The sequence below is a fragment of the uncultured Nostoc sp. genome (genome assembly GCF_937863485.1).
Taxonomy (GTDB): Bacteria; Cyanobacteriota; Cyanobacteriia; order Cyanobacteriales; family Nostocaceae; genus Nostoc.
The window spans coordinates 34,208-47,499 of the sequence record NZ_CALMFY010000005.1 but is presented as its reverse complement, the minus strand read 5'-3'; the positions used below and the strand labels follow the sequence as shown (position 1 = coordinate 47,499).

The following is a 13,292-nucleotide window of genomic DNA, read 5'->3' as shown; positions in this document are numbered from 1 at the left end:
TGCACCAAATCACCAAAAATTAATAAATTGGATGTATTTACCTCTTTAGGAGTGGGTAATTTCCGTACTAGGATAGATAAAAAATGAATAAAAATGAGCTTAATATTTGAAGGGAATTGTTAATAAGTTTAGTATCTGAAGTTACTTTCTGATGCAGAGTGAATGAATTACAAGCACTAGAGCAACAAAAAGAAAAAACTTCATAATTCAATTTTTATTTTTTAGGAGGTTTGTGATGCGAATTGCTCAAGTAGCTCCATTATGGGAAAGAGTTCCGCCTCCAGCTTATGGTGGTGTAGAGTTAGTAGTGGGGTTACTGACCGATGAATTAGTTCGACGCGGACACGAAGTAACTTTATTTGCATCGGGAGATTCTATTAGTCTGGCAAAACTAACGTCAGTTCATCCCCGTGCCCTCAGACTTGATCGCACTATCAAAGATTACAGCGTTTACGAAATGCTGAATCTAGCTTCGGTGTATGAACGTGCAGAAGAGTTTGATATTATTCACTCTCATGTGGGGCATGGGACACTGGCCTACGCAAATCTCGTCACAACCCCTACAGTTCATACGTTGCACGGTATTTTTACCCCTGACAACGAAAAGATATTTAGTTTTGGGAAAAAACAACCCTATGTGAATATTTCCGATGCACAACGAGAACCAAGGTTAGGGTTAAACTATCTAGCAACGGTCTACAACGGAATTGATGTCAGCAGTTATGAGTTTCACGCCCAACCAGAAAATCCGCCCTACCTAGCGTTTTTGGGTCGGATGTCTCCTGAAAAGGGAGCGCATTTAGCAATAGAAATTGCCAAAGAAACTGGTTGGCATTTGAAAATGGCAGGTAAGGTGGATGTCGTTGATGTGGAATACTTTGAGAAGGAAATTAAACCGCACATTGACGGGAAGCAAATTGAGTATCTAGGTGAAGCTAACCATATTCAAAAAAATGCCCTTATGGGAGGTGCAGTCGCAACTCTGTTTCCGATCACTTGGCGAGAACCGTTTGGGTTGGTAATGGTTGAGTCAATGGCTTCGGGTACGCCAGTGATTGCGATAAAATTGGGGTCTACTGAAGAGGTAATTTCCCACGGCAAGACGGGTTTCCTCTGCAATAATATTCAAGAGTGCATCAGTGCTATTGACCAAGTAACAGAGTTAGACCGCTATGCCTGTCGCCAGCATGTCGAAAACATTTTCAGCGTTAAGCATATGACTGATGGCTATGAGGCGGTTTATCAACAAGTAATAGCAGAACGATTTTCTCAGAATGGGCATTCCCGCAGTTTGCTTAGTTTAAGTAGCGATCGCATTTAAATTGTCTGCCCCAGATCCCCGACTTCGTAAAAGTTGTCGCGGATCTTGTTAGTCAAATCAAAAGACCTCTAAGAGGTTTTACTACGCAAAATCTGTCCCTCTGGGAGTCTCAGAGGCACAGACTTGAACTAAAGTTCAAGGCAGGAAGAGGTTTATCGAACTCACGTTAAACAGGACTTACGCAAAATCATGAAAAAACGAACCGCAAAGTACGCAAAGGACACGAAGGAATAAGGTTTCAGAGAGTTATTGCGTAAGTCCTAGTTAAATAAAGACTGCTACCAAGTAACTCGTTCACGCCATTTTTCCAATGTCTTAGCACTAACTGGAACTCTTTTTAAGTCTTGTAAAGATGTAAATTTTTGCTGTTGACGGCTAAGAATTATCCGCTGTCCTAACTTCTTACCCACGCCAGGGAGAGTTGCTAATTCTTCCAGACTTGCAGTGTTGATATTTATTTGTTTAATTACTTGTAGTTCACTTGATGAAGAAGTTTTTATCTGGGGACACCGTGTTTGTTCTAATTTAATTTTTTCTTGAATTGCTGGTGGTAAGCCGGGTTTAACTTTGGCATAAAGACGAGCAAATTCTCGCACATAATGAGCAGCAACTATGGGACTTTCAATTACTACAAGTGTCTCATCGTTACCATTATTGGCAGCGTCTGACCAATTATGAGAACCTGTAATTACTGTTTGGCTATCAATCACACCAAATTTGTGATGCAATAAATCGCCTTTGGGTAATACAGGTACGCCTACGGTGGTAATTGGATTTTGCCAAGGTTGGTTATCAACTTCATATTTACATTTATTACTGAGAGCAACCCCCATCATATCTAATGCTTCGCTATAAGGACGATAGGCAAATTGTGGTTCAATTAAAGTGCGAATTTGGACACTTTGTTGATGGCGATTTTCTAAGATATTGGCAAGACGTTGATCGGAAAGGACAAATAACGCCATATCAACAGATTTTGTTGCTGAATCTAAAGTTTTACCAATTAAACCATTACTACTGTTATTCCAGGGTTGAGTTGGAGAAGTAGGCGAAAATTGCACAGTAATTATGGTTTGATTTAATGTAATTTGTTTAGGCGAGCGCATCGGTTTTTGCAAACCGAATCGACTATCTGGTTTACCTCCTGGCCCATCTCCCCACATAACGTTAAACTCTTCTGTAAATAAAGATGCTAATTCTGGGCTGTCAATCTGCAACAAGTTATTAGCATTGCCTAAAGAGTTAGAATTTGTGAAATCACCATAAGTATCACTTAAAGTAAAATTCGCTGAAGTAATAATTACAAAGCGATTGTCCACAATCACAAATTTGTGATGCATCAAACTGCTACCTGCTGAACCATCCGCTTGATCATCTATCCAGGGGATTTTGGCATTTTGCAAAATTATCAAAGCATCTCTTTGATTAATCTCTGTTAAACTAAGTTGATTATCTTGGTTAATATCAATAAATTTGCGAAATTCGTGATAGCGTTCCTGTTCTCTTTTATTTAACTTACCTACTTCAGCAGATGTTAAACTACTCCAAGGTCGGCTATAAGTATTTTCTAAAATTATCCTGACTTTTACCCCAGCTTTCTGTCTATCAACCAGTGCTTGGGCAACTTTGGGTAAACGTAATTCTTGCACCGCCACATCTACTGTAAATTTAGCGTGCGTAATAGCATTGACAATTTGTTTTTCTAAATCATCTCCCAGGCGAGTTTGCTGACGGTAAGGTTCTTTGTATTCTGAAGACTCAGAATGGTTAAAGTAAACTTGAACTAATGGGTCTTGTGGTAAGGGTGCTGGATGCTGATTGTAGGACTCGACTCGTTGACAACCAGCGAGGGGAAATATCAGTAAAAAGATATATAAAAAATATCTTTGTCTAGAGATAAGTTGCACTGTAATCTGGTAAAAATGAATTGAGGTGGACATATTTATCATTCCCCAAATTTTGTGTTTTGAATTAAGTAGATAAATAGCTTTTCAAGCAAAGGGAAAAATCCACTGCTAGAGGCAGAATTACAAAGATTTTTTCAGGATTTGTCCACTAAAACTGTATATTCTGAAAATATCAGCAGCCTACTACCAACGTGTGTTCTCACGATTATTCAGTTATATGCAAATTTATCTAGATTACAGCGCCACCACTCCCACTCGAAAAGAAGCGATCGCAGTTATGCAAACAGTCCTCACCCAACAGTGGGGCAATCCTTCCAGCTTACACGAGTGGGGACAACGGGCTGCAACGGTTGTGGAACAAGCCAGAGTCCAAGTTGCTGGTTTAATTAACGCTGTCGATCCGGCATCCATAATCTTTACCTCTGGCGGCACTGAGGCAAATAATCTAGCAATTATGGGCGTGGCTCGGTTGTATGCTGTTCCTCAACATATAATTATCTCCAGCGTCGAGCATTCAGCAATTTCTGAGACAGTGCGATCGCTAGAGATGTGGGGTTGGGAAGTTACGCGCTTGTCTGTAGATATTAAAGGTAGAGTCAATCCCCTAGATTTAAAGGCAGCCTTGCGACATAACACAGTTTTAGTTTCAGTGATTTATGGTCAAAGTGAAGTAGGGACTGTGCAACCAATTGAGGAACTAGGAAAGATTGTGCGATTGCATGGTGCTTTGTTCCATACAGATGCGGTGCAAGCTGCGGGACGCTTACCCATAGATGTGCAACAAGTCCCAGTAGACTTAGTTAGTCTTTCCAGTCATAAAATATATGGCCCCCAAGGTGCAGGGGCGCTATATGTGCGTCCTGGTGTGGAATTGATGCCTCTACTGGGTGGTGGTGGGCAAGAAATGGGACTACGTTCTGGTACGCAAGCAGTACCGATAATTGCGGGGTTTGGTGTAGCAGCAGAATTAGCAGCAGAAGAATTAGCTACAGAAACACCACGGTTGATTGAGTTACGCGATCGCGCCTTTGCCCAATTAGCTGAGATTCCTGGTTTAATTGCTACAGGGGATGCCTGCGATCGTTTACCTCACCATGTCAGTATGTGCCTAGAAAACGCCGATGGGGAAAAACTCAGTGGTAAAACCTTGGTACGACAGCTAAACCTTGCTGGTATTGGCATCAGTGCTGGTGCTGCCTGTCACAGTGGTAAACTTAGCCCTAGCCCGATATTGTTAGCGATGGGTTATTCAGAAAAAGCTGCTTTGGGGGGAATTCGCATCACATTGGGACGTGATACTAGCGAAGCTGATATAGATTGGACGGTAATGGTGTTGAAGCAAGTTTTGCAAAGGTTGACACCGGATTTCTCTTTAGTTAAACGTTGACCCCTCATACTAAAATTTAGATACAGCATTTGTCGGAGTGTTTTCTATGTCCCTGCAAGAGCTTAAAGAGCAAGCCCGTCAACTGCCAGTGAGCGATCGCCTTGAACTTGTCCGTGCGATTATTGAATCCTTGCAAGATGTTCCAACCCAACCATCTGAGCGATCACGTATTATCAAGCAGATGAAAGGTTTATTGAAGACCGACCAGCCAGCGCCGACTGATGAACGGGTGGAGTCCATGCTAGAAGAACGTCGGGTAAAGAAATATCTTTAGTGATTTTGATTGATGCCAATATCATTTAGAGCGATAAATCTAATAACTCTTACTCATGTGAAGCTATGGGTAAATAATATTTGTATATAGCTTATCTGATTTCATATTTAGATTGTATTTGTCTTGCACAACCTCTCCAATACTAATTAGAGATTTCTCCAATCTAGATTTTGGTAATGGAACTATAAGTGGTTCAGCAAAACTCTGATCGGCAATAATTTCGGCTTCAACTCTATTAAAAGAATTACTTATGCAATATAGATCGGGAATATCACCTGACGTTTCATTTAGTTCCCAAAACAAAGCTGTTGCTGCTTTCCACCAACGGTAAGCGAACTTGGTGATTTGCGACTTCGTTCCATAAGCATTCCAGATTAGAATTGTTGTAATTGATGCCTGTCGAATCTGACAGCGTAAGATTCGAGCTACATGGCGATGTTCATTTAAGGTAAACCCATCACGTCGTTTAGAGAGATTAGACGGTGGGTGAAGCCCTTCTGATGATTGTTCTTGAAATTCTGGCCTAAACCCATTGATAAACTCACGATTCCACTGTTCCCGGAACTCGCTTTTTCCGTAATAACAATTCACTGGTTCAAGTTCAGGATCGTAACCATCCTTAAACAGGATGTGATTGGGTAAAGTTTCAGCACATACTGCATTATCTAGTTCGCTCTTAAGCTCTGAAAGAGTACTCTCAACTTTACAAGCTAGCCTGGAAATTTTTGCAGTTTTGCCATAACACCAGCTAGAAACAGTACTAAGATTTAGAGCTTCATCTCTCCGATGCTTAATATATTGCCCAAAATATTTGTGCTATTCAAAAGTGAACCCTTTATAGTTTTTATTCTTTCTCGACTCTATCGCTGTCTTAACCATACTCACATCCTCTCATTGTTTAAATTTTACCATGTTGATTCTTTCATCACCGTCATATTTATCAACAGAACTGCTAAAACGATATGTCACTGCCGCCGAAAGCATCATCCCAAATTTTGAGCGTGTCTGCTATGCGATGCCTACGACGGGCTACGCCTACGCACTTCTTCAATTGGGATGTGAAGCCCTTTATATTTACTCCTATGAACTTTCCTCCCCAACTCCAACAGAAGATCGAAAAATGGGCAAGCAGTCAGGGAATATTGACTAAGCAGTTTATTTTGCAAGCGATCGCTGAAAAAATTGATGCGCTCACTCAGCAAACGGCAGAAGCAACCAATGTAGTGTCTTCTAACCAACCAAAAGTATATCGAAAAGAAGGGATTTTGGTTGTAGATGCCCAATTACCAGAAAACTTTGATTTAAATACCTTTATAGATGAATTGAGAGAAGAACGCATTCCGGATCAAATGGCTTTATGAAAGTCTTGTTTGATACCTCTGTTTTGGTTGCTGCATCCGAATCACTTCACTCGTTTAGGAAATGCGATCGCCAATCTCGTGCAAGTTCCTGAGTAAGTGCGATATTTATGCAGTTTCCGATCGCTTTTTGCAAGAAATAACTGGTCATAGGCGATCGCCTTTACCATATTGATCCTTTCGTAAACATCATATTCCTCGGCAGGACTGCTAGGATTTCTATAGATTCGGTTTAACAATGAGCTACTCAAGCAAATTTTAGAGTTGCATTTATCAAATTTCATGCTAACCAGACCAGAAATATTAGCTAATTTCAGGACAATAACACCATGAATACTGCTAAACTTACCACTGATGGCACTCACCAAATGGTCATTTTGCCCGAAGACTTTCAACTCACTGGTACTGAAGTTTATATCAAAAAAATTGGTAACGCCATTGTCCTCATTGCCAAAGATAACCCCTGGCAATCCCTCATCGATAGTCTAGACAATTTCTCCGATGACTTCATGAATTCTAGAGATCAACCACTCCTTGATACCAGAGAGAACTTCTAAATGCGATACCTGCTTGATACCAATATCTGCATTTACCTCATCAAGCAAAAACCCCAAAAAGTACTGGATAAATTCCAAACCCTTAGCATTTCTGATGTCGGTATCTCCTCCATCACCGTTGCCGAACTCGAATACGGAGTTGGCAAAAGCCAACAGCAAGAGAAAAACCGCATCGCCCTGATGCAATTTCTACTACCTCTAGAAATTGTCGAATTCAATCAAGCATCTGCAACGATTTACGGCAGCATCAGAAGCAATCTAGAAAGTAGAGGACTTATTATTGGTGCAATGGATATGCTCATTGCTTCTCATGCGCTGAGTTTAGGAGTTACCCTCGTCACCAATAATGTGCGAGAGTTTTCTCGTATTCCTACGCTCCTACTAGAAAACTGGGTTGAGTAGTTGTGAATAGGCTATGTGTGAGCATTTACGTTTTCACCACAATGATTTTGCGTCTCTCCAACAAGATTCATACATCTAATCAGCACGCTGCCGAAAGGGTTAAAAAAGTTTTTTCCCAAAAGATAATATTTTGAGTCATAAAGGAGTTCAAGCATGACTTATTTTGATTACTTTTGATTAAGGCTTTTCTTGAATGAGTAAAACCATTATTGGAATTGGGATGTTTCTTGGCTCTACGATTGGCAGCTACATCCCTGCATTGTGGGGTGGAAGTTTGCTATCGTTCACCTCGATCCTTTTGGGCGTCATTGGTGGCCTTGTGGGGATTTGGCTTGGGTATCGCGTATCAAAATATCTAGATTTTATCTGATTTGCGCTCTATCTCACTGTCGCTGAAAGCCTTAAACGAGTCTTTTACCAACAGGTAAAATTTGAGTGTATCTTCTATACGATGTCTACGACGGGCTACGCCTACACACTTCTGCAATTGGGATGTGAAGCACCTTTGTGTTTACTCCTATGAACTTTCCTCCTCAACTTTAACAGCAGATATAAAAATGGGCAAAGTCAGCGAATCTCCACTGAGCAGTTTGTTTTGCAAGGGATCTCTGCTATCCTCTAAAAACACTGCCCAGAAATAAACCCACCAGTCTTTTCCCAAAGAAAAGCCAATCCAACCAAAATATAATATGAATAGCTACTATTACCCAAAATACGACTTGGTATGAAACCTTGCTACTTTTGTGACGTAATCTTCGTTGGGCGATGAATCCCCCCAACCATCCACCCATGAATTCACACAAATGTAATGTCTTTTCTGGTACTCTCCAACGCCCCTGGTTTGCACGAGATTTATCATCCGCATACAGTGCAAAAGTAAGAAAACTCATTACAGGATAGAGAATCAGAGGAATTGGGTTGAAAGTCGTCAATGTAAAATGCATTGCTCCTAAACCTGGTAATAAAGATAAGAGCAATACCTCGAACATTAAAGAAGATTTTGCTTTAAGCTGGAATGTTTCTTTCTTGCTTGCAGACGATGAGACTCTCGGTATAGGTTTAGATACAACTCCCTCAATGAAGGCGTTGCAAGCATGAATTCTGCCGTCTTTACCAACCGTTAGCTGATAGCAAATCAGATCACCAACTTGTGGACGATGATTTGTTTCTTTGAGTGCAGTGATATGAAGAAAAACGTTTTGAGTGCCATCACTGGAGCGGATGAAGCCAAAACCCTTGTCATCCTTCCATGTTGTTAATTTACCTTTACGCAAAACAGGTTTCATCAAAGACCTTGATATCAATACTTCATTTTTATGCTTCCCATATCAAGATCAAATGATTCATATTCAAATTTAGCAACGCCAAAATCAGAGCTAATACTGAAACAATGGAAGTAATGCTAGAGTGACATATAAACTATGAGTGAACTTCCAAATACTCTTGAAGATGCGATCGCCCAATCTCAGACAGCCGTCCAAGCTGCCCTTGCAGATGGTTGTACTCGCATACAAGTTGAGTTCCTGTTCCCAGAACTGAAGTTTATGCCCGTGGCGGAACAATTTCTGCCCGTGTTTACAGAATATGATTCCCGTTTGAAGATTTTCTTTGCTGACGCTGGTGCTGCGGCCCTAGCCCGCCGCAATTGGGCTGATGCACCATTTCAAATTTTGGATATTGGTACAGGTAGGGCTGCTTCTTTGCAGACAAAAATTCAACCAGAGGATGAAATTTTCTTATTCATTGCCCCCACTTCCGTAGAAGTGCCGCAGTTGGAAAAGTTATCTGAAGTAATAGGCGATCGCCCTTTAGTATTGTTAAATCCCCGCCTAGAAGATTCTGGAACTGTGGGCATTGGTTATACAGCTAGAAAAATCCGCGATCGTTTTATCAGTACCATTGAATCCGCCTATTACCTCCGCCCTGTAGACGATGAAAGCGCCCTACGTCGCTGCTACCCAGGACAGTGGGAAGTTTGGCTGGAAACCGGCGGCGAATATCAAAGAATTGCCGAATTACCCACAAAACCATCGGGTGATGAGTTGGATCTCATCCTCTTGAAGGGACAACCGCAAACAACAACAGATGCGGCACCTGCGAGAAAGCCCAGTGTGTTTAAAAGTTTGCAACGGTTTTTAAAGGCGTTGAGTAGTTAGGAGAAAGCAAATAGAGCAGAGGTAGCAGGAGGAAAGTTGATCATCTGCTGCCTCATTTTGAGTTTTTTATTGATATACCCTATTTCAAGTAAAATACGTAACATTTCCATATAACCCACATTCCGCACCCAGTGGTGTCATACATGAAGAAAATGTCGATAAATTAGTACATAAGAACTAAACCGGATGAATGGTCACTAACCTTAATGCTATTAATACTCTTAAGGTTAGTGACGGGTAGGAAGGAGAGTTTTGTGATCAAGAAACAAGAGAGGGGGAGTTTAGCATATTCCCCTCTGTTTTTTCTATTTGGAGGGGATTTTAATTATGGAAAGCGGTCCGACACGCCTCGCCAAAGGGGATTACCTCTCTGGACTCCCAACCATCGGAGTATCAAAATGCATCACAGGGACAAAAACCCTACGTCTATTTTGCCAATCAATATATATCAGTTGGTAATGGTTTTGTTCTCTGTCAAAAATTGTTTTGTCCCTCTCTTTCTGCCGCAATAATTCTCTCTGCCCCCAAATCAATGTACATATTGGTAATATTTTCTATGCGAATTAGCAAAGGGTTATGAGTAATTCGCCACCCGTCCTTTTGTAATGCCGATTTCACAATCTTGTGAAATTTATCTCTAGTTGACATAAACTGTTTTCTCAGTCTGTATGGGCATTATAAATTTTGCCAAAATCATCAAAGAAGAAGAGGAGTTAGGAGTTTTACTATTAACTCCTAACTCCTAACTTTTTTAATTTCCTTGCAACGGCGCATTCAAGACTTTCTCAATGCGATCGCGTGTTTCTAGTAAGTGCGCTTTGGTGTATTCATCATCTGAATTAACCCCCTTGAGTTTCTCATCAAGCTGTTTGAGTTTATACCAAGCCAGAGTCCGAGCATCTTCTGGAACAGATTCTTTTCGCAACACCATACCAGTCAAAATATCCAGATATTGCCGCTGCAAGCCTCGCCGCAAACTAGAAATCTTCATTGGTTTATCTTTTGGTTTGATTACTTCTGTCCAGATACCTGACTGCAAAGTTTCAAATAGTTCTGGCAGAGTTAGTGCATTTTCTGGCTTCGTTTTGAGTTCAATATCCTTGAGGCGAGAGAGGCGATCGCCTGAGAGTAAATCTCGCAACACAGAACCCTGAATGAGTTGCACCAAGTCATGAATTGGAAAATCTAAACGACCAACTTGGGGAGAAGCACCCCAATGTCGCCAACGGGAAGGTGCTAATTTATTCAGTAGTTCTGGTGAAAAACTCAGGGCATCTTCTGCAAACACGTACTTTTGTAGCGTTTCTAAAGCCTGCCGTTGTTCTTCAACTGGTATTGGTTCAAATGGTAATCGGTGTTGGCTAACTCCCGAGGGGATTTCGCTAGGGTGAATGCGATAGAAAGACTGTCCCCCGATATATTTTGTCGTATAAAATATTTGCTGAAAATAGTTACCCAATACTGTGCTAAAACGTTCGCTCACATCGCTATAACTATCACCATCCATTGGGTAACGCTGATCGAGACGTTGCCACATCACCCGCGAATTATTCAACTGCCACTGAGAATAAAGCAGTACATTGCTGCTGTTATCCCAAGCATCGGCAGTTGGGTCAAGGTCATACACATCTTCATCTGTGGAATAACTCAACTCTGGCTTGTAGGATTGTGCAGCAATTTGCTCCAAAATTGGCTTTTGGGCTATGGGAGTTGATGTTTGAATTGGTATGTAGCCGTACTTAATCGCCCATTCATCATAAGGCCCCACCATACTGGGAAAATAATCTCCCTGTTTTGTACCTTGAGGAGCAATATTTGGGGGAATGTAGTCCATTACAGAACTTGTCAGACCTTTAGTTTTGGTAATTTCCGTATTATTCATCTCCTGTGGTGCTAGCAGGGTACTACCACGGAAGTTATGGCGTAAACCAAGAGTATGTCCAACTTCGTGAGCGATGATTAAACGTAAATATTGATTGATATATTCTTTCACCTGGTCTGGAGTGGCCATGGTATCTGGCAGTAGTGACATCGCCAGTGAGCCAAAGGCAAACTGGTTAGCAGCTTCCATCCCGTAGCATAAATCGTATTCGCCTGCCATTTTCGATAAACTACTCAATAACCCCTGTTGCCCTTGCATCTGCTGAGGGACGCCATTGTTTTTAGCATCTAAACCATTGGCGCAAAGTAAACGATTTTGCATCAAAGCTGATAGAGTAGTCTGATTTTGTGTTTGGCTAGGTTGGACGATTTTGCGATACTCATTCTTGAGTACCCGCACAAAGCTGGCATCTACGAGAATGTCTGCATCCAAAATTTCCCCAGTCAATGGGTTAACGCGGGATGGCCCCATTGCAAAATAACCATCGACTGTGTTAATCCAGCGAATCGTGTTGTAACGAATATCTGCTGGGTCCCATGTGGCATCATCGGGCATTTGGCGGACTTCAATTGCATCTTTGAATCCCACTTTGAGAAAGGCTTTGTTCCACATCAGGACGCCTTCTTTCATCGCATCGCGGTACTCTAAAGGCACAGCATTATCAATCCAGAAGACAATCGGTTTTTTGGGGCGAGAAATTACTGCTTTTGGGTCTTGTTTTTCTAAGTCCCAGCGATTGATGTAGCGCACAAAAGAATCACCGCGATCGTCTTTGGATAAATCTTGGTAGGCGGTGATAAAATAGCCGATGCGATCATCAGCAAGGCGCGGTCGATAATCTTTATCAGGTAGTAGGGAGAGACTATAGTGGACGCGCAGGGTAAAGCCACGGTTGTCAGGTAGTGACGCAAAGCTTGGTACTTCACTCTCGTGGCCAGCGCCACCAGAAAAATTCAAAACTGACTCAATTTCTAAGTTTTGGGGAAAAGCTTTAGCAGTACCAAAATAGGACTGGTCTGTGGTTGCTGGGACTCCTAAACTTGCAGATAATCCACCTAAATCTGTCAGTAATAAATCGCCCAAGTCGATGAGAAGAGTTTTGCGTTGTGGATGAATGCTTTTAATGGAAACGGTGTAAAGAACAGAGTCACTAAACGATCGCACCAGCGATCGCACTTGAGGATCTCCTTCACGAGTGCGAAAATTGACATTGCGGATGACAAAGTTTAATTTATCATCCACCCGTTGGAAATAAAACAAAAAATCTTGCAAAGGCATACCGCTGTAAATACCCCGTTCGCCAATCCCTGATTCCAGGGTTGCTGTAGCTAGGTAATTTTTATTAAGTTGCTCTGGCTTAATTTCTAGATAAATTTTATTCTTTTCTTTATTCCGATAAAGGGTAAACAGTCCCCCAGACTTTTGGGTGCCTTTGATTACTTCAGCAAACGCCTCTAAATCATCCTTTGCTGGTGGTTTGGCACTAGGATTCGGCTTTGAATTCGGTTTGTCTGGGGGTTTTGCAACTTGCAAAAATGGTTGCTGTGCTGCTTTTTTAAGGTCTTTTACTACCCAAATAAACGGTTGAGGCTGTACGTGTTTATTTTGATTAACTACCCAAACTTGCCCTGACGGTAGCCTCTGTTTATGGGAAATCTTGATATTCTTTGGTGATAAGGTTGAGATTTTAGTTGAAGAAGTTTCTGTGGTTAACTGACTATTAGATTTCTCTCCACTTCTGCCTGTAACGACGGCTTCTAAAACCCGCACAGTCTTATGGTTGGCTGACAATTCTGTATCAACATTCACAGATGGTGACTTGGCGCTAGCCGTTACTATTCCTAAAAACAAACCATGTAACAAAATCATATAAAAGGTTAATCTGTTCATTGCATCAATCCCCCGATAACTATACTGTAGTTAATTTTTAACTTTTCCAAAGCTATGTAGCCAGCTTTTTACCGATTCTCTCAGTTGCTTTATATCAAGCAGTAAACTTTAGACTTCAATTTTAGTTGCAATTTTTCAGCTTTGTTACACTGTTATAC

At 41.3% G+C, this 13,292-nt stretch carries 14 protein-coding genes; 7 read left to right on the top strand and 7 right to left on the bottom strand.

Going from position 1 to position 13,292, the window contains the following annotated elements; genetic code table 11:
- Nucleotides 1-235: 235 nt before the first annotated feature.
- A complete protein-coding gene (locus Q0541_RS00775) occupies nt 236-1,321 on the top strand; it encodes a glycosyltransferase family 4 protein (RefSeq protein ID WP_298904239.1) in 1,086 nt (361 codons plus the stop codon).
- Nucleotides 1,322-1,599: 278 nt separating this feature from the next.
- Here the strand turns inward: Q0541_RS00775 and Q0541_RS00770 are convergent, their stop codons facing one another.
- Nucleotides 1,600-3,261, bottom strand: a complete 1,662-nt coding sequence (locus tag Q0541_RS00770; protein ID WP_298904237.1) for a phospholipase D-like domain-containing protein — start codon at nt 3,259-3,261, stop codon at nt 1,600-1,602.
- Between the two features lie 184 nt (nt 3,262-3,445).
- Here Q0541_RS00770 and Q0541_RS00765 point away from each other — a divergent pair, with 184 nt between their 5' ends.
- Nucleotides 3,446-4,615 (top strand): cysteine desulfurase family protein, encoded by a 1,170-nt coding sequence (locus tag Q0541_RS00765; protein WP_298904235.1) that lies wholly within the window; start codon nt 3,446-3,448, stop codon nt 4,613-4,615.
- A gap of 46 nt (nt 4,616-4,661) precedes the next feature.
- Nucleotides 4,662-4,889 (top strand): hypothetical protein, encoded by a 228-nt coding sequence (locus Q0541_RS00760; protein ID WP_298904233.1) that lies wholly within the window; start codon nt 4,662-4,664, stop codon nt 4,887-4,889.
- Nucleotides 4,890-4,952: 63 nt separating this feature from the next.
- Here the strand turns inward: Q0541_RS00760 and Q0541_RS00755 are convergent, their stop codons facing one another.
- Nucleotides 4,953-5,480, bottom strand: a complete 528-nt coding sequence (locus Q0541_RS00755; protein WP_298904231.1) for a hypothetical protein — start codon at nt 5,478-5,480, stop codon at nt 4,953-4,955.
- A gap of 371 nt (nt 5,481-5,851) precedes the next feature.
- Here Q0541_RS00755 and Q0541_RS00750 point away from each other — a divergent pair, with 371 nt between their 5' ends.
- Complete coding sequence (locus Q0541_RS00750; RefSeq protein WP_298904230.1) at nt 5,852-6,250, top strand: hypothetical protein; 399 nt, start codon at nt 5,852-5,854, stop codon at nt 6,248-6,250.
- 41 nt (nt 6,251-6,291) lie between these two features.
- Here the strand turns inward: Q0541_RS00750 and Q0541_RS00745 are convergent, their stop codons facing one another.
- The gene (locus tag Q0541_RS00745; RefSeq protein ID WP_298904229.1) at nt 6,292-6,486 is read right to left on the bottom strand and encodes a hypothetical protein; all 195 of its coding nucleotides are present in this window, start codon (nt 6,484-6,486) and stop codon (nt 6,292-6,294) included.
- Between the two features lie 90 nt (nt 6,487-6,576).
- Here Q0541_RS00745 and vapB point away from each other — a divergent pair, with 90 nt between their 5' ends.
- Together vapB and Q0541_RS00735 are read left to right on the top strand one after the other, a co-directional pair.
- Nucleotides 6,577-6,804, top strand: a complete 228-nt coding sequence (gene vapB, locus Q0541_RS00740) for an antitoxin (RefSeq protein ID WP_298904227.1) — start codon at nt 6,577-6,579, stop codon at nt 6,802-6,804.
- Nucleotides 6,805-7,206, top strand: coding sequence for a type II toxin-antitoxin system VapC family toxin (locus Q0541_RS00735; RefSeq protein WP_298904225.1), 402 nt, complete (start codon nt 6,805-6,807; stop codon nt 7,204-7,206).
- Between the two features lie 611 nt (nt 7,207-7,817).
- On the opposite strand, the gene Q0541_RS00730 is transcribed toward Q0541_RS00735, so the two are convergent.
- The gene (locus tag Q0541_RS00730) at nt 7,818-8,492 is read right to left on the bottom strand and encodes a cold shock and DUF1294 domain-containing protein (protein ID WP_298904223.1); all 675 of its coding nucleotides are present in this window, start codon (nt 8,490-8,492) and stop codon (nt 7,818-7,820) included.
- 135 nt (nt 8,493-8,627) lie between these two features.
- Between Q0541_RS00730 and Q0541_RS00725 the strand changes: the two genes are divergently transcribed.
- Nucleotides 8,628-9,362, top strand: coding sequence for a DUF1995 family protein (locus Q0541_RS00725; RefSeq protein WP_298904221.1), 735 nt, complete (start codon nt 8,628-8,630; stop codon nt 9,360-9,362).
- Between the two features lie 362 nt (nt 9,363-9,724).
- Here Q0541_RS00725 and Q0541_RS00720 read toward each other — a convergent pair whose 3' ends face one another.
- The 3 genes from Q0541_RS00720 to Q0541_RS00710 form a co-directional block, all read right to left on the bottom strand.
- Complete coding sequence (locus Q0541_RS00720; protein ID WP_298904219.1) at nt 9,725-9,871, bottom strand: element excision factor XisI family protein; 147 nt, start codon at nt 9,869-9,871, stop codon at nt 9,725-9,727.
- Nucleotides 9,837-10,010, bottom strand: coding sequence for an element excision factor XisH family protein (locus tag Q0541_RS00715; RefSeq protein ID WP_298904217.1), 174 nt, complete (start codon nt 10,008-10,010; stop codon nt 9,837-9,839). The genes Q0541_RS00720 and Q0541_RS00715 overlap by 35 nt, the downstream gene beginning before the upstream one ends.
- Before the next feature lie 103 nt (nt 10,011-10,113).
- Nucleotides 10,114-13,134 carry a zinc-dependent metalloprotease gene (locus Q0541_RS00710; RefSeq protein WP_298904215.1) on the bottom strand — a complete coding sequence of 1,007 codons (3,021 nt, stop codon included), beginning with the start codon at nt 13,132-13,134 and terminating at the stop codon, nt 10,114-10,116.
- Between the last annotated feature and the right edge of the window lie 158 nt (nt 13,135-13,292).

Coding starts and splice junctions, on each gene's coding strand:
- Q0541_RS00770 (WP_298904237.1), bottom strand. CDS start 3,261: ATGTCCACCTCAATTCATTTTTACCAGATTACAGTGCAACTTATCTCT.
- vapB (WP_298904227.1), top strand. CDS start 6,577: ATGAATACTGCTAAACTTACCACTGATGGCACTCACCAAATGGTCATT.
- Q0541_RS00735 (WP_298904225.1), top strand. CDS start 6,805: ATGCGATACCTGCTTGATACCAATATCTGCATTTACCTCATCAAGCAA.
- Q0541_RS00710 (WP_298904215.1), bottom strand. CDS start 13,134: ATGAACAGATTAACCTTTTATATGATTTTGTTACATGGTTTGTTTTTA.
- Q0541_RS00775 (WP_298904239.1), top strand. CDS start 236: ATGCGAATTGCTCAAGTAGCTCCATTATGGGAAAGAGTTCCGCCTCCA.
- Q0541_RS00715 (WP_298904217.1), bottom strand. CDS start 10,010: ATGTCAACTAGAGATAAATTTCACAAGATTGTGAAATCGGCATTACAA.
- Q0541_RS00730 (WP_298904223.1), bottom strand. CDS start 8,492: ATGAAACCTGTTTTGCGTAAAGGTAAATTAACAACATGGAAGGATGAC.
- Q0541_RS00760 (WP_298904233.1), top strand. CDS start 4,662: ATGTCCCTGCAAGAGCTTAAAGAGCAAGCCCGTCAACTGCCAGTGAGC.
- Q0541_RS00750 (WP_298904230.1), top strand. CDS start 5,852: ATGTCACTGCCGCCGAAAGCATCATCCCAAATTTTGAGCGTGTCTGCT.
- Q0541_RS00765 (WP_298904235.1), top strand. CDS start 3,446: ATGCAAATTTATCTAGATTACAGCGCCACCACTCCCACTCGAAAAGAA.
- Q0541_RS00725 (WP_298904221.1), top strand. CDS start 8,628: ATGAGTGAACTTCCAAATACTCTTGAAGATGCGATCGCCCAATCTCAG.